This window comes from Bacillus sp. 17RED48, from assembly GCF_019837545.1.
Lineage (GTDB): Bacteria > Bacillota > Bacilli > Bacillales > Bacillaceae_G > Bacillus_A > Bacillus_A wiedmannii.
In genome coordinates, this window is record NZ_JADAXG010000001.1 from 797214 (window position 1) to 812759 (window position 15546).

Consider the following 15546-nt stretch of genomic DNA (forward strand, 5'->3'; position numbering starts at 1 on the left):
GTCTCCTTTCTGACTTGTATTAAGTGTACTACTGTATGTAATACACTTAATACAATATAGGTGGTGAATGTATTTGTCAACTGAAAATATTAGAAAAATATGGTATTAAAAAATAAAAAATTGGAAAAAATAGGTCTGATATAGAATGGAGGGTTAGTCATGAAGCGAGTTTTTGGAATACTTGTTTGTTTCATGTTATTGCTTTCTGGTACTTCAGTTAGTTTCGCACAATCTGAGAAGACGAAGCAGGAGAAAACAGAAGAAACAGCGCCGAAGTTAGCGGAACAAGCGTCGTCAGCAATTGTAATTGAACAAGATACAGGTAAAGTTTTGTTTGATAAAAATCCAAATGAGAAATTACCACCTGCTAGTATGACGAAGATTATGACAATGCTATTAATTATGGAACAAGTTGAAAAAGGAAAACTAAAACTGACCGATAAAGTTAGAGCAAGTGAGCATGCGGCTTCAATGGGTGGATCACAAATCTTTTTAGAGCCTGGGGAAGAGATGACTGTAAATGAAATGCTAAAGGGTATTGCCATTGCATCTGGAAATGATGCGTCTGTTGCAGTAGCAGAGCATATCGCTGGTTCAGAAGAAGGTTTTGTAAATATGATGAACAAAAAAGCGAAAGACTTAGGACTGAAAAACACTCATTTTCAAAATCCAACAGGTCTTCCGGCTAAAGAGCATTATTCCACAGCAAATGATATGGCTATAATGGCAAAAGAATTGATGAAGTACCCACTTATTCGCAAATATACAGGTAAATACGAAGACTATTTACGTGAAGATACGGATAAGAAGTTTTGGCTCGTGAATACGAATAAGTTAGTACGTTTTTATCCTGGAGTAGATGGTGTGAAAACGGGCTTTACGACAGAAGCAAAATATTGTTTAACAGCATCGGCTGAAAAGAATGGGATGCGTGTTATTTCAGTTGTTATGGGAGCACCTACATCGAAAGAACGGAACAACCAAGTAACAAAGCTTCTTGACTACGCATTTGGACAATATATGACAAAAAAAATGTATACACGAGGCGAAAAAATTAAGACTGTACAAGTAGGAAAAGGGAAAAAAGAAAAAGTAGATTTAGTTGCGTCAGACAATGTGTCTCTTCTTATGAAGAAGGGCGAAAATATGGACAAAGTAAAGCGAGAAGTAATTGCTGAAAAGAAAGTGAAAGCGCCGATTAAAAAAGGTGACGCGCTTGGTACACTAGTTATTAAAAAAGATAAAGATGTTTTATTAAAACAAACAATTGTAGCAAAAGAAGATGTTGCTGCAGCGAGCTGGTGGGAGTTATTTAAAAGAAGTTTTGGGATGTTTTCAACATCAAAATAGCGGCAAACATTTTGCCGCTTTTCTATTCGTATGAAAGTAAATAATTGCTGAATCGTTTCACTTTATGGCGAAATAGTTCTTCTTTTGTCAGTAGGAAGGATTCTTATGTTGTATCACGAAAATCTTTATGTATGTAAATGAGTAAAGTTTGAGCATAAGGAGGAAATCGTGTGAGTCTTTCCATGCAATTAGAAGTAAAACGTGACGTCCTATGTGTGAGACTAGCGGGTGAATTAGATCATCATACTGCTGAAGAGTTGCGAACGAAAGTAACAGATATGATTGAGACACATGGTGTTCATCATATTGTTTTGAGCCTAGAGAACTTATCGTTTATGGATAGTTCTGGTTTAGGTGTTATATTAGGCCGATATAAGCATGTAAAGGGATTAGGTGGAGAAATGGTTGTTTGTGCAATTTCACCGCCTGTTAAACGTTTATTTGAAATGTCGGGCTTATTTAAAATTGTTCGTTTAGAAGAAAGTGAAGCGCATGCGCTCGCGACGTTGGGGGTGGCATAAATGAGAAATGAAATGAACCTTCAATTTTCAGCATTAAGTCAAAATGAATCGTTCGCTCGCGTTACAGTAGCTGCATTCATTGCGCAACTAGACCCAACGATGGAAGAACTTACGGAGATTAAAACAGTTGTGTCAGAAGCAGTTACGAATGCAATTATTCATGGGTACGAAGGAAATGCAGAAGGTGTTGTTTATATTTCTGTAATTTTGGAAGAAGCAATGGTGAAACTCACGATTCGAGATGAAGGGATTGGCATCTTTGATTTAGATGAAGCAAGGCAACCCCTGTTTACAACTAAACCTGAATTAGAGCGTTCCGGAATGGGATTTACTATCATGGAAAATTTTATGGATGAAGTAGAAGTTATTTCAAACGAATCTTTCGGGACAACAATCCATTTGACAAAATACTTATCAAATAGTAACGCTCTATGCAATTAAGGAGAATAGCCTATGGACATAGAGGTCAAAAATGAGAAGAAGAAACCTCAGTTAAAGGACCACGAGCTAAAAGCGTTAATTCAACAAAGTCAAGATGGAGATCAGCAAGCGAGAGATACAATCGTTCAAAGTAATATGCGTCTCGTATGGTCGGTTGTGCAGCGTTTTCTTAATCGAGGATACGAACCAGACGATTTATTTCAAATTGGATGTATTGGGCTCTTAAAATCGGTAGATAAATTTGATTTATCTTTCGACGTGAAATTTTCAACATATGCAGTTCCAATGATTATTGGAGAAATACAACGATTTTTACGTGATGATGGATCAGTGAAAGTAAGTAGATCTTTAAAAGAAACAGGAAATAAAATACGAAAGATGAGAGACGAGCTTTCGAAAGAATTTGGAAGAGCGCCAACAATTAATGAAGTAGCCGAAGCGTTAGAACTAACGCCAGAGGAAGTGGTTCTGGCGCAAGAAGCGAGTCGAGCTCCTTCATCCATACATGAAACGGTGTATGAAAACGATGGAGATCCAATCACTATTTTAGATCAAATTGCCGATCAATCTGAAACGAAATGGTTCGATAAAATTGCTTTAAAAGAAGCAATTAGAGAATTAGATGATCGAGAACGTTTAATTGTGTATTTACGCTACTATAAAGATCAAACCCAATCGGAAGTAGCGGAACGAATAGGCATTTCGCAAGTACAAGTTTCAAGACTTGAAAAGAAAATATTAAAACAGATGAAAGATCGAATAGATGAATAGCTATCTATTCGATTTTTTTTTGATTTTAAATAGGAGGAGATTGTAAACTTTCGTAAAAATTGACAGAATTTATTGATAATTCGGTTAATTTAAAATATAATCCAAGTATGAACTTGTCACAAAGGGGGAAGAAAATATGGAAACGAGGCAACAATGGGGAACGAGGGCTGGATTTATTTTCGCAGCGGTCGGCTCTGCCGTTGGATTAGGAAACATATGGCGTTTTCCTTATACAGCGTATGAAAATGGGGGAGGCGCATTCTTTTTACCGTACTTATTCGCATTATTAACGACTGGTATTTCATTATTGGCGTTTGAATTTGCTCTTGGGCATCGTCACCGTGGTTCCGCGCCACTTACGTTCTTCCGTATTAGTCCGCGTGCTGAATTCATCGGATGGTGGCAAATGTGTGTAACATTTATCGTTTCAACATATTATGCAGTAATTATTGCTTGGTCTATTTCATATACGTACTTTGCAATTACTGGAGCATGGGGGAAAGACACGCAATCATTTTTATTTAAAGAGTACTTACATGTTGCAGATAAGCCAGGGCAGTTTGGGGGGCTTGTGCCGGAAGTATTGATTCCATTAGCTCTCGTTTGGATTATTGTGCTTGGTGTTGCATTCAAAGGAGTTAAAAAAGGAATCGAAGTGGTTAACCGCATTTTCATTCCTTTACTAGTTGTTATGTTCCTTATTATCGTAGTTCGTGCAGTGACGATGGAAGGTGCGATGCAAGGATTAGATGCATTCTTCAAACCAGATTGGAGTCGTATTTTTGATGGGAAGGTATGGCTTGCTGCTTATGGTCAAATTTTCTTTAGCTTATCTTTAGCATTTGGAATTATGATTACGTATTCTAGTTATTTACCGAAAAACTCAGATACAACAAATAATGCCTTTATTACTGGCTTTGCAAACTCAGGATTTGAATTATTAGCAGGGATTGGGGTCTTTGCAGCGCTTGGATTTATGGCAAACAATATGGGAGTACCAGTTGATAAAGTAGCAAGTGCTGGTGTAGGACTTGCATTCGTAGTATTCCCGCAAATTATTAATGAATTACCGATGTCACCATTATTTGGCGTATTGTTTTTCTTATCATTAACGGTTGCCGGAATTACATCCCTCATTTCGCTTGCGGAAGTATGTTTTGCGGCCGTATCTGAAAAGTTCAGCTTAAGCCGCCAAAAAACAATTGGAATTATGGGAACGCTTCTCGTACTAGTGTCTCTTGTTTTTGCAACACGTGGTGGGCTTATGTTCCTAGATGTTGTTGATTATTTCGCTAATAACTTCGGGTTAATTTCAATTGCATTAGTGGAAGTAGTTACGATAGGGCTCATTCTACGCCGTTTACCAGTTTATCAAAATCACGCAAACTTCGTATCTGATATTAAGTTAGGGACGTTTTGGAGAGTGAGTTTACTCGTTATTACCCCGCTTATGTTAGGATACATGTTAATTGATGGGACAATCCAAAATATTAAAAAGAACTACGGAGATTATCCAACGGAGTTTGTCGTAACATATGGTTGGTCAATTGCAGCAGCGTTCCTTATCGTTGCACTAATCATTAGTATAAAGAAATGGAATGCACAAATACATTCAGATTCTGCTAAGCTTGAAAAAGAATGGAAAGATCGGGGTGTTTCATAATGAGCGGATCAGCGATTATGATGATGGTTATTGGTATGGTAGTCATTTGGGGAGGACTCGCATTAAGTATTGCAAATTTATTTAAGAAAAAGGCATAAACTAAAAAACATCTGTACCGAAACGGTACAGATGTTTTTTTATGAAAAAATTGTATTAGAAAAAAATTCAATAACCATACTACAACTACGAGGAAGAGTGAAGAGGTGAATGGAAATTGGAACAAACAATTTATATTAAAATGCGTAATCGATTAAAAGTTTCTCCTACGTATGAAGTGAAACTGGGTGATGTCGCTCAACTTGCCGGAGATGCTATGGTAGTTGAATTATTACAGAATGAGGTAGTTTACAAAATAACAGCGCATGATAAGACGCATGTTGTAATTGATGTTATGAAAATTATTGAGATTATTCAACAAAAAGCGGCTCATATACAAATTAATTTACTCGGTTCTGGACAAACTCTTGTTGAAATTATATATGAAAAAAAGAAAGTACATCCGATTTTCTTCGGACTTGTATGGTTGTTACTTTTTATTGGAGCGGCTCTTGCGATCATTTATTTCCATGAAGATGTAAGTATGCAACAAGTACACCAGCGGTTATATTACATGATTACGGGAGAATTTAAGGCACAGCCACTTCTATTTCAAATTCCTTATTCAGTAGGTCTTGGGTTAGGCATGGTTTTATTTTTTAATCATGTATTTCAAAAGCGAATTAATGAAGAGCCGAGTCCGTTAGAAGTGGAGATGTTCCAATACCAGCAGTCACTTGACCAATATGTAATTGTTCATGAAAACAAGGACAATATGAAACAACTTGCCGATGATTGAGTCTGGGCTTGTTATTTTAATTGGTTTAGCGGGAGGAATTGCAGTAGGTAGCGGATATGTCGCATTTTTAGCTGTACTTGGTATAATCCCCCGACTAGCTCAATTAACGAGAAGTGGAAAGCACATTCAATATTTTGAGTGGGCAGTTATTGCAGGTACGTTAACAGGAGCTTGGTGTAGTTTGAAAAACATTACATTTCAAACATCGCAATATTGGCTTGTTATACTAGGACTATTTTGTGGCACATTCATTGGAATGCTTGCAGCCGCATTAACAGAAGTGTTAAATGTTTTACCTATTTTAGCGAAACGAGTAGGGGTAGAAGGGAAAATTGTTGTTTTACTCGTTGCTCTTGTACTTGGCAAAGTAATAGGCTCATTGTTTCACTGGATTTATTTCGTAAAGTAGGAGGCAATATATAAATGACAGGGCGAAAACTAAAGGATGATTACATAAATAAAGTGAAGGAGTACCATCCAAAACCAAACTATTTCCTAAATTGTGTCAAGGCATTTCTTGTAGGTGGATTCATTTGTACTGTCGGAGAAGTATTAATGAAATTTTATATACATTATTTTCATTTCAGTGAACAAGAGGCAGGAAATCCGACAGTTGCAACGCTTGTATTACTATCGGCGATTTTAACAGGTTGTGGTGTATATGATAAAATCGGTCAATTTGCTGGAGCGGGATCGGCCGTACCTGTTACAGGATTTGCGAATTCTATGGCGAGCGCTGCGCTAGAACATAAGAGTGAAGGAATTGTGCTTGGGGTTGCTACAAATATGTTTAAGCTAGCGGGAAGTGTTATCGTTTTTGGGGTCGTTGGTGCATACGTTATTGGATTAATAAGATATACTTTTAACATTTTTATGTCTTAAAGGAGGGGCTAGTATGAGGTTGACTGGAAAACAAACGTGGGTATTTCAAAATGATATTTATGTGAATGCAACCGGTACTGCTGTTGGTCCAAAAGAAGCTGAAGGCCCTCTTGGGAAGGATTTTGATATTTCATATGATGATTTACATTGCGGAGAGGAAAACTGGGAACTTGCTGAACGAAGATTAATGTCAGATTCAATTCAACAAGTCTTGCAAAAAGGAAATGTAAAAACATCACAAATCGACTTTTTTTTAGCGGGTGATTTATTAAATCAAACAGTGACAGCAAATTATGTTGCACGTAATTGGGGGATTCCCTTTTTAGGGATGTTTAGCGCTTGTGCAACCTCGATGGAGACTTTAGCGGTTGGATCAGCCTTTATAGATGGTGGATTCGCAAATCGTGTTTTAGCGACGGTAAGTAGTCATAATGCAACGGCTGAAAGACAGTTCCGTTATCCAACAGAGTATGGGGGACAGAAACCAGGAACAGCAAATTCCACTGTTACAGGTGCGGGATCCATATTAATTAGTAAAGAAAAAAGTGCAATTAAAATTACGGCAGCTACGATTGGAAAAGTGCAAGATTTAGGGATTGCGAATCCTTTAGATATGGGGTCGGCGATGGCACCTGCTGCTGCTCATACAATTCAACAACATTTTGAAGATTTGAAGAGGAGTGCAGCAGATTATGATTTGATTGTTACCGGTGATTTATCAGCTATTGGGACACCAATCGCAAAACAACTGTTACTGGAAGAAGGTTATGATCTTGGGCATATATATAATGATTGCGGATTAATGATTTATGATTCCGGTCAAGAAGAAGTATTTGCCGGTGGTAGTGGTTGTGCTTGTTCAGCTGTTGTCACATATGGTCATTTATTAAGCGAGATGCAAAAAGGGAATTTACAACGAATTTTTGTCGTTGCTACTGGCGCGTTATTAAGTCCGATGATGATGCAGCAGAAAGAAACCATTCCAACAATTGCACATGGTGTCGTATTTGAGAGAGTGAAGGGAGAGTGAATTGTGGATTTTATATATGCATTTCTTGTAGGAGGCGCCATTTGTGTAATTGGACAGGTATTGTTAGATTTCGCAAAGTTAACACCAGCCCATTTAATGGCTACCTTTGTAGTTATAGGAGCAGTTTTAGATGGATTCGGATTGTACGATAAGCTTATAAAGTTTGCTGGTGCTGGTGCGACAGTTCCTATTACAAGTTTTGGACATTCACTATTACATGGGGCAATGCATGCGGCAGAAAAACACGGATATATTGGGATTGGTATGGGTATGTTTAGTTTAACGTCTGCAGGCATTTCTGCAGCGATATTATTTTCATTTTTTGTAGCACTTATATGTAAACCGAAAGGATAAATCAAATGAGACGAAGGGTTGTTTTGGTCACAGATGGGGATGAATATGCAAAGCGGACAATTGAGCTTTTAACGAAGGAATTTGGGGGAAGGTGTATTTCAGCATCACAAAGTAATCCAACCAAATTGACAGGGAAGAAAGTTGTTGAGCTTATTATGCAAACGCCATATGACCCTGTATTTGTCATGTTTGATGACAGTGGATTTATTGGAGAAGGATCTGGTGAAAAGGCTTTAAAATATGTAGCCACACATAAACAAATTGATGTACTGGGGATTTTGGCAGTAGCGTCTAATACACATCATTGGGAATGGGCACGTGTAGATGTCAGTGTAGATCGGAACGGGAATTTAACCGAATACGGTGTTGATAAATTTGGACTTCCAGATGGTGAAATTGGCAGAATTAGCGGAGATACAATTTATTGTTTAGATGATCTGAATGTTCCTGTCATTGTGGGAGTTGGTGATATTGGTAAGATGTGTGGAAACGATGAATGGGAGAGAGGATCACCTATTACTAGAAAAGCGATTCAATTAATTTTGGAAAGGAGTGGTTTTTATGACGAAACCTAAAAAAGTGGAAATCCCTATTTCATCTTTCATAAGTGATAATGAAAATTACTTAAAGCAAACAGCTGGACTGGGTGTTACATACGACGTTGGCATTCGTAAATTTCAAATTTTGAATAAAGAAATTGGTGTGTTATTTGTAAATGGACTTTGTGATACAAATTATATTATCCCTATTTTAGAAGAAGCGGTGGATACAAATGAGATAAGGGATGTAGAAGAAGATACAGTGAAGCTTTTAGAGAATCGTTTAATCCATCAACAAGTAAGCAAAGTGAAAACGATGGATGAGGTAATGCTTCAAGTATTATCGGGACTCATCGTTATATTTGTGGAAGGTGAAACGGAAGCGTTCGCAATAGATGTTCGTAGTTATCCGGGCCGGACGCCGACAGAACCAGATACAGAAAAGGTAGTACGTGGTGCAAGGGACGGATTTGTTGAAAATATCGTTGTAAATACAGCGTTAATTCGTAGAAGGATACGTGACCCACGTCTTCGAAATGAAATGATTCGAGTAGGAGATAGATCACAAACGGATGTTTGTATTACATATGTACAAGATGTTGCAAATCCGGATTTAGTTAAAATTATAAAACAAGAATTAAATAACATTGAAGTAGACGGGATTACGATGGCGGATAAAACGATAGAGGAATTTGTAGTTAAACAAGGCTATAATCCCTTCCCGCTTATTCGATATACAGAAAGACCAGATGTAGCAGCAAATCATCTATTAGAAGGACATGTGTTAGTACTCGTTGACACATCGCCAAGTGCTATGATTACACCGACAACATATTTTCATCATTTACAGCATGCAGAAGAGTTTAGGCAAAATCCAGCTGTAGGTACATTTTTACGTTGGGTACGTTTTTTAGGTGTTATATTTTCACTGTTCTTATTGCCATTTTGGTTAGTGTTTGTTTTTGATCCAACTCTTTTACCGGAAAGTCTTGCTTTCATTGGACCGAACAAGATGACGCATTTACCAATTTTATTACAAATTTTGATGGCCGAAATCGGACTCGAATTTTTAAGGATGGCTGCCATTCATACACCGACATCATTGTCGTCTGCAGCAGGATTAATTTCTGCCATATTAATTGGTCAAATTGCCATTGATGTAGGTTTGTTTGTACCAGAAGTAATTTTATACGTAGCAGTTTCTATGATCGGAGCATATGCAACACCGAGTTATGAATTAGGGCTTGGGAATAAAGTCGGAAAGCTATTTGTCATTATTTTGACAGGTATATTTCATGAAATGGGATTTGTAGTTGGAATGACGATATTGATTTTATTTTTAACGTCTATAAAAAGTTTACAAACACCGTATTTATGGCCGTTTTTACCATTTGATTGGGGAGCGTTAACAAAAATTCTACTCCGTCCAACGATGTCTAGTTTAAAAGTGCGCCCAAGTATTGTAAAACCTCAAAATGTAAGAAGGCAAAAATAAGCAGGATTAATCTCCTGCTTATTTTTTATCGAAAATTTATTGTTTTTTAACAAAAATCAAACATTTTTTGTGTACACTTAGAGTAGATATTGTGTATGGAAGGGGAAGAGGACATGATTAAATTATTTGTAAGTGATTTAGATGATACGCTCGTTTACAATGTGAATCATATGCAAAAAGAAGATGAACGTGCACTTTGTTGGTTAGCTGAAAAAGGGACAAATATTTGTTTTGCCTCTGGCCGCTTTACTCATCGAATTGATGAAGTCGTAAATAGGTTTGCATTCCCGTATTACACAACTAGTTTAAATGGAGCAACGATGTTACTGCCGGATGGAAAAATATTTCATGAATCAAGTTTTGAAGATGGGATTGCCCAGGAAATATATCGATATATCCATAAAAAGAGACTAGCAGATATTGTTTGTGCAAATGAGCAACGGTATACAAAAAGAAAGAATGAACATCATCATACTTTTGAAACGTATATGGGCGTGCATATTGCTGAAATAGAAGCATTAGAAGAGGAATTTGGTAAGACTGTACATCCTGCGAAATTGTTTGTTTTTGGGGAAGAAGAGACAATTGCAGCATTAGATCAAGAGTTACGAGATACATTTCAGAGCGAAGCGGAAGTTTTTATGTCGGGTAAACGCTATGTTGACATTATGCCAAGGGGAGTAAGTAAAGGGAGTGCTTTAAGGCGACTAATGGAACATTTACAAATTGAAGCAAATGAAATTGCATGCATTGGCGATTCTTTCAATGATATTTCTATGTTTGAAGTAACTCCGCATTCATTTACTCTACATCATGCTCATCCATATGTGAAGGAGAAGGCAAATCATATTGTTCGTTCGGTCGAAGAAGCTGTTATGAAATTGCCATTACTTGTATAAAAAAAGAAGCTCGTCACTGACGAGCTTCTTTTTACTTGAATAACGATTTAACAAAATCAATGATACTTGAGAAAAAATCTTTAACTTTATCTAGGAAACCTTGCCCTTCTTCAGATCCTAAAAAGGCAGAAACGTGTTCTTTTGCTTTATTTAACTGACTGCCAACTTGATTCCAATCGATATTAAGATTTTTCATTTTATCAAATAGCGCAACTAAGTTATCTAACTGTTCATCCGTTAATGTAATGCCAAGTTGATCCGCAATTTTTTGAATTAATGAACGTAAATCTTCAGTCGTTTTTGGCTGTTCTTTGGCAATTTCTTCTTTAATTTTTGCAACAAGTTGAACTGCTTTTTCTTCACCAATTTTATCGCCGAGCTGGGCTGTTTGCACCATTTCTTCATTGGCTACTTTTTTTACTTCCTCAGGAATTGCTTTGTTCGATGTTGTTTCATAGGCTTTCATTAAACCGGTTAAAGCAGCAGTTCCTGAAACTTTAAATGGTGCAGTAATTTGAATTTCTGCATCTTTCACACCTGCTGTAATAAGTGCGTTTGTGTACATTGCATCTGTTATCGAATTAATGTTTTTTGAACGTACAATGAGACCAGACCCTGGTTTTGTGTATGTAATCATAGAAGAGGAAATTGCTCTCGTACCAATTTGCGCTTTTGGAACAATCCCTTCTAGAAATTTATGTTCTTCCGCATTAGACACAGTAATGATTGTAGCATCCTTTGGTGCTTTCATTTCTTTTAACAGATCTTGTTTTTGTTGTTCAGACAAGTTTTCTCCTAGTGTAACAATTGATTCTCCTTCGATGATGTCTGCAAACGAAGCTGTTGGCATCATAAATACCGTTACAGCCAATAGCAGAGCTAGTAATTTCGTTTTCACGAAAAATCGCTCCCTTTCTCTTTCTAAAATTTTCGGGCAACACAGTTATTATAGTATATATTTCTTATTTGTCACCTAGCTTTTTCCACATTTCGAAAAAGAAGTATCTAGATTGTCGGATTCTTTTTGTTTCTAGTCATGAATGTGGTAATATAGTGCTGAGATAGTTGAAAGGAGACATATACGTATGAAAACTTTAGGATACATATTAATGGAAAATGGTGAAAAAATCGATTTAGAATTTTTCCCAGAAGAGGCACCAAAAACAGTAGAAAACTTTAAAAAATTAGCAGAGCAAGGATTTTATGATGGTGTGACATTCCACCGCGTTATTCCTGGCTTCGTAAGTCAAGGTGGAGATCCAACAGGAACAGGTGCAGGTGGCCCAGGTTACTCTATCCCATGTGAAACTGATGGAAATCCTCATAGACATCTTGTAGGTTCACTTTCTATGGCTCATGCTGGCCGTAATACAGGCGGTAGCCAATTCTTTGTTGTTCATGAGCCACAACCGCATTTAGATGGTGTACATACTGTATTCGGTAAAGCAACAAGCGGTATTGAAACAGTATTAAACATGCGTCAAGGCGATGTAATGAAAGAAGTTAAAGTTTGGGAAGAATAAGTTAATGGGAAAAGAGAGCTATGGCTCTCTTTTTTGTTTTTTTAATAGGAATGGGTATTTCGTTTGCAGTACATGATACAAGTAGTACTATATTGAAGCGAAAATATGGCGCCTATAAGAACAAAATTTTAACAAATTACATAGAATACATTAAATTACATGTTTCAAGAAATATTTTTATTACATTAATTTTGCTAGAATTCATTTGCGCTCAGGTGATGAATATTGAAGTGGTAATGAGCGGTGGATGTTTCTTTTTGCTTTCATATAACAGCGTTTCTTCTTTAATCTACTTAGAAAAAATAGTACTGAAACATATATTTGACTTTCTTCTTTTCGCTTTGTATGATTATCAAGTTGTTTTAGGCCCTTCTCACTCTGTTGAAAATATTGTAAAATGAATGTGATATGAAAAGAGTGGTTGAGGGGATTAATAGTTTGTAACTTTTGTAAGAAGGGATAAGGGTTATGTTAATTCGTTTTAAAAAAAGTTATGAAAAGATTGCAATGGGGCTTCTTTCATTTATGCCAACTGAAAAAGATGTAAAAACATTACAATTGACTATGAAAGATTATGAAGCAAAGGATGATTGGCAATTGTATTTGTGGAAACAAAACGAAGATTTTGTTGGGATAATGGGGATTGTAAAAAAAGAGAATCAAGTGTTGGAAATTCAGCATTTGAGTGTGAACCCGTCTCACCGTCATATGGGTATTGGGACGAAGATGGTTCAAGAGTTAAAGAGTAAATTTCTTGAGTTTACAATTTGCGGAAATGAGCAAACAGCAAGTTTTTGCAAAAAGTGTAAAGGGCTAGAACAAAATATACATTCGTGAAAGCAGAGATAAGTAGTTTATTATCTCTGCTTTCTTTTTTGTAATTGTTCGTTTCGTTCAGCGATGACCTCTGTTCGATCACGTAATGTGTGCTTATGTATTATATATTCATTAGAAGTAGCATTCACGTCTTTCCAAGGAAGGTTTTGTTTCTGACATAATTCCATGCAGTGCTTTTCTAATGCTGTATCCGATAATGGTAAAAATAACGGTGTAAAACTCTCTTCTTTCTGTATAGATTGCAATCTATCCTGGAGTAAGCATAGAAGTTGTGTCTGATTTATTCCTAAACGTAGTAAAGGTGCACTGTTTATTTCTAAAATCTTTATGGCGCTTTTCATCATTTTCTCTGCGCCATTCCAGTTAGAGCGTCTTTGATGGTATAAAGAAACTGCAATTTGAATAAGACCGACTAAATAATTATCACGATTTTCTCTCGGTTTTGTTTTCCAATATTCTTCCAGTATCTCGTGGCATTCAAAATAATCATAATCTCCGTGAAAATGAATTAAAAATTGGATGTATTCGGTAGGATACATTTTCTTCACCCCTGTTTAACGGTTATAAATACAAGTTTATCATAGAAATATAAACAATAAACGACTAGGGAATTTTCCCTAGCCGTTATTGTTCATATTAGCAGAAGCAAGCTGCCCCTACAATAATTAGTAAAATAAACAATACAACAAGTAATGCGAACCCACCGCTAAAACCGCAATCAACGTGACCCATAGTTTTTTGACCTCCTACATTGTTCTTACTACACTGTTATCATATGAAGCGGTGGGCATGATGACATAGGCATAGGTCTATTTTTAATTAAATTTCTTAAAAAGGTTGGATAGAACATGAGTATGCTCTATACTTATGTTGTTATAGAAAAAATGTGGTGGGATGCTTTGTGCAGTATAATTTTAAAGTAGAGGCTTTTGAAGGGCCTTTAGATTTATTGTTACATTTAATACATCGTTATGAAATTGACATATATAATATTCCTGTAGCGGAAATTACAGAGCAATATTTATCTTATGTTCATACGATGAAAGAACTACAATTAGATGTTGCAAGTGAGTATTTAGTAATGGCTGCGACTTTATTACAAATTAAAAGTAAAATGTTGTTGCCGAAACATGAAGAAGATGTACTTGATAACGGTGATGACTTTATAGATGATCCTCGTCAAGAATTGATGGAGAGGTTAATTGAATATAAGAAATATAAGCAAGTTGCTACTGAGCTAAAAGAAAGAGAACAAGAAAGAGCACAGCTATATACACGTCCGCCAATTGATTTTACATCGTTGCAACAAGAAGAGGAGACAAACTTGCCTCTTGATGTTACGTTATATGATATGCTAGCGGCATTTCAAAAATTAATGCGCCGTAAAAAAGCAAAGAAACCTGTAACAACACGTATTACTCGTCAAGAAATACCAATTGAAAAGCGCATGATTGATATTTTAAAACAGTTAGAAATACAAGGTGGTCGTCAAAGTTTTTATGATTTGTTTGTTGATGATGAACGGGAAATAATGGTTGTAACATTTTTAGCGGTTCTTGAGCTTATGAAAAATCAACAAATCATAATTGAACAGGAACATAATTTTGATGAAATTTTCGTATCAAGCTCTACTAAATCTGCATAGAGTTAGTATGGAAAATGGGATGGAAATAATATATCTCATGCTAGGTTTGAATGTATCGTTTGGAACAAGAGAAAAAATATTGAACCGAACGCATTGATTGTGATTCGGTTTTTTGATGTGTATTTTTATGGAGAAAATTGGAGGAAGGAGCTCGTAAAATGGATAGAAGAGAACAGAAATCAATCATTGAAGGGCTTTTATTTGTTTCTGGTGATGAAGGGATTTATCCAGAACAAATAGCGAAAGTGCTTGAAATTGAAGGAAATGAAGTAATCGATATTTTAGAAGAAATGCAAAAAGAATGTGAAGGTGCACACCGCGGTTTGCAAATTGTACAGTATGCAAAAGTATATCGTTTTGCTACAAAGAAAGAACATGCTTCGTACTATCAAAAATTAATAGATATCCCAACAGCTGCTTCACTTTCTCAGGCTGCTTTAGAAACGTTAGCGATTGTGGCATATCGTCAACCTATTACAAGGACTGAAATGGAAGAGATTAGAGGGGTGAAAACCGATAAGGCGTTACAAACGTTAGTTTCACACTTACTTATAAAAGAAATGGGAAGAGCAGAAGGTCCAGGGCGTCCTATTTTATATGGAACAACGAAAGAATTTTTGGATACATTTGGATTGAAAACATTAGATGATTTACCGGCACTTTCTGAAGAGAATGAACAAATGAATGAAGCAGATTTATTCTTTGGTTCTTTACAGGAGATATCGAAATAAAAGCTTAGCATTTTGCTAAGCTTTTTTTGT

22 protein-coding genes are annotated in these 15546 nt (G+C 36.3%); 19 read left to right on the forward strand and 3 right to left on the reverse strand.

What is annotated here, in order from left to right:
* Positions 1–159: 159 nt before the first annotated feature.
* The 14 genes from dacF (at position 160) to ILT06_RS04495 (ending at position 10780) form a co-directional block, all read left to right on the forward strand.
* Positions 160–1350 (forward strand): serine-type D-Ala-D-Ala carboxypeptidase DacF, encoded by a 1191-nt coding sequence (gene dacF, locus ILT06_RS04430; protein ID WP_098102735.1) that lies wholly within the window; start codon positions 160–162, stop codon positions 1348–1350.
* Between the two features lie 170 nt (positions 1351–1520).
* Complete coding sequence (spoIIAA, locus tag ILT06_RS04435; RefSeq protein WP_000059133.1) at positions 1521–1871, forward strand: anti-sigma F factor antagonist; 351 nt, start codon at positions 1521–1523, stop codon at positions 1869–1871.
* Positions 1872–2312: an anti-sigma F factor gene (spoIIAB, locus tag ILT06_RS04440; protein ID WP_001243399.1), complete on the forward strand. Its 441-nt coding sequence runs from the start codon at positions 1872–1874 to the stop codon at positions 2310–2312.
* A 12-nt stretch (positions 2313–2324) separates the two neighbouring features.
* Positions 2325–3083, forward strand: coding sequence for an RNA polymerase sporulation sigma factor SigF (gene sigF / locus ILT06_RS04445; RefSeq protein ID WP_000350733.1), 759 nt, complete (start codon positions 2325–2327; stop codon positions 3081–3083).
* 136 nt (positions 3084–3219) lie between these two features.
* On the forward strand, positions 3220–4746 hold the full coding sequence (locus tag ILT06_RS04450; protein WP_046957461.1) for a sodium-dependent transporter: 1527 nt from the start codon (positions 3220–3222) through the stop codon (positions 4744–4746).
* On the forward strand, positions 4746–4844 hold the full coding sequence (locus tag ILT06_RS04455; protein ID WP_000016829.1) for a methionine/alanine import family NSS transporter small subunit: 99 nt from the start codon (positions 4746–4748) through the stop codon (positions 4842–4844). The genes ILT06_RS04450 and ILT06_RS04455 overlap by 1 nt, the downstream gene beginning before the upstream one ends.
* A 116-nt stretch (positions 4845–4960) precedes the next feature.
* On the forward strand, positions 4961–5581 hold the full coding sequence (gene spoVAA / locus ILT06_RS04460) for a stage V sporulation protein SpoVAA (RefSeq protein ID WP_064474895.1): 621 nt from the start codon (positions 4961–4963) through the stop codon (positions 5579–5581).
* Entirely contained in the window at positions 5574–5990 is a 417-nt protein-coding gene (spoVAB, locus tag ILT06_RS04465; RefSeq protein ID WP_000572950.1) for a stage V sporulation protein SpoVAB, read from the forward strand. Before spoVAA ends, spoVAB begins: the two co-directional genes overlap by 8 nt.
* 14 nt (positions 5991–6004) lie before the next feature.
* Complete coding sequence (gene spoVAC / locus ILT06_RS04470; RefSeq protein ID WP_000147730.1) at positions 6005–6463, forward strand: stage V sporulation protein AC; 459 nt, start codon at positions 6005–6007, stop codon at positions 6461–6463.
* A 13-nt stretch (positions 6464–6476) separates the two neighbouring features.
* A complete protein-coding gene (gene spoVAD / locus ILT06_RS04475; protein WP_064474896.1) occupies positions 6477–7493 on the forward strand; it encodes a stage V sporulation protein AD in 1017 nt (338 codons plus the stop codon).
* 3 nt (positions 7494–7496) lie between these two features.
* Positions 7497–7847, forward strand: coding sequence for a stage V sporulation protein AE (gene spoVAE, locus ILT06_RS04480; RefSeq protein ID WP_000345909.1), 351 nt, complete (start codon positions 7497–7499; stop codon positions 7845–7847).
* A gap of 5 nt (positions 7848–7852) precedes the next feature.
* Entirely contained in the window at positions 7853–8422 is a 570-nt protein-coding gene (gene spoVAEA / locus ILT06_RS04485) for a stage V sporulation protein SpoVABEA (RefSeq protein WP_001254417.1), read from the forward strand.
* A complete protein-coding gene (gene spoVAF, locus ILT06_RS04490) occupies positions 8409–9881 on the forward strand; it encodes a spore germination protein SpoVAF (protein WP_048562394.1) in 1473 nt (490 codons plus the stop codon). The genes spoVAEA and spoVAF overlap by 14 nt, the downstream gene beginning before the upstream one ends.
* Before the next feature lie 95 nt (positions 9882–9976).
* Positions 9977–10780, forward strand: a complete 804-nt coding sequence (locus tag ILT06_RS04495; protein WP_064474897.1) for a Cof-type HAD-IIB family hydrolase — start codon at positions 9977–9979, stop codon at positions 10778–10780.
* Between the two features lie 31 nt (positions 10781–10811).
* Here the strand turns inward: ILT06_RS04495 and ILT06_RS04500 are convergent, their stop codons facing one another.
* A complete protein-coding gene (locus ILT06_RS04500) occupies positions 10812–11678 on the reverse strand; it encodes a DUF1002 domain-containing protein (RefSeq protein ID WP_000850512.1) in 867 nt (288 codons plus the stop codon).
* Positions 11679–11865: 187 nt separating this feature from the next.
* On the opposite strand from ILT06_RS04500, the gene ILT06_RS04505 reads away from it, so the two are divergent.
* From ILT06_RS04505 to ribT, 3 genes are all read left to right on the forward strand, one after another.
* Positions 11866–12303 carry a peptidylprolyl isomerase gene (locus ILT06_RS04505; RefSeq protein WP_000853785.1) on the forward strand — a complete coding sequence of 146 codons (438 nt, stop codon included), beginning with the start codon at positions 11866–11868 and terminating at the stop codon, positions 12301–12303.
* A gap of 218 nt (positions 12304–12521) precedes the next feature.
* A complete protein-coding gene (locus ILT06_RS04510) occupies positions 12522–12704 on the forward strand; it encodes a hypothetical protein (RefSeq protein WP_064475086.1) in 183 nt (60 codons plus the stop codon).
* A 67-nt stretch (positions 12705–12771) separates the two neighbouring features.
* Positions 12772–13140 carry a GNAT family N-acetyltransferase RibT gene (gene ribT, locus ILT06_RS04515; protein ID WP_000908397.1) on the forward strand — a complete coding sequence of 123 codons (369 nt, stop codon included), beginning with the start codon at positions 12772–12774 and terminating at the stop codon, positions 13138–13140.
* A 20-nt stretch (positions 13141–13160) separates the two neighbouring features.
* Here the strand turns inward: ribT and ILT06_RS04520 are convergent, their stop codons facing one another.
* Together ILT06_RS04520 and ILT06_RS04525 are read right to left on the reverse strand one after the other, a co-directional pair.
* The gene (locus ILT06_RS04520; RefSeq protein WP_000283580.1) at positions 13161–13679 is read right to left on the reverse strand and encodes a DUF309 domain-containing protein; all 519 of its coding nucleotides are present in this window, start codon (positions 13677–13679) and stop codon (positions 13161–13163) included.
* A gap of 97 nt (positions 13680–13776) precedes the next feature.
* Entirely contained in the window at positions 13777–13872 is a 96-nt protein-coding gene (locus tag ILT06_RS04525) for a YjcZ family sporulation protein (RefSeq protein WP_000510194.1), read from the reverse strand.
* 169 nt (positions 13873–14041) lie between these two features.
* Between ILT06_RS04525 and scpA the strand changes: the two genes are divergently transcribed.
* Together scpA and scpB are read left to right on the forward strand one after the other, a co-directional pair.
* Positions 14042–14785 carry a segregation/condensation protein A gene (gene scpA / locus ILT06_RS04530; RefSeq protein ID WP_001199757.1) on the forward strand — a complete coding sequence of 248 codons (744 nt, stop codon included), beginning with the start codon at positions 14042–14044 and terminating at the stop codon, positions 14783–14785.
* 158 nt (positions 14786–14943) lie between these two features.
* Complete coding sequence (scpB, locus tag ILT06_RS04535) at positions 14944–15516, forward strand: segregation/condensation protein ScpB (protein WP_060488364.1); 573 nt, start codon at positions 14944–14946, stop codon at positions 15514–15516.
* Positions 15517–15546 lie beyond the last annotated feature (30 nt).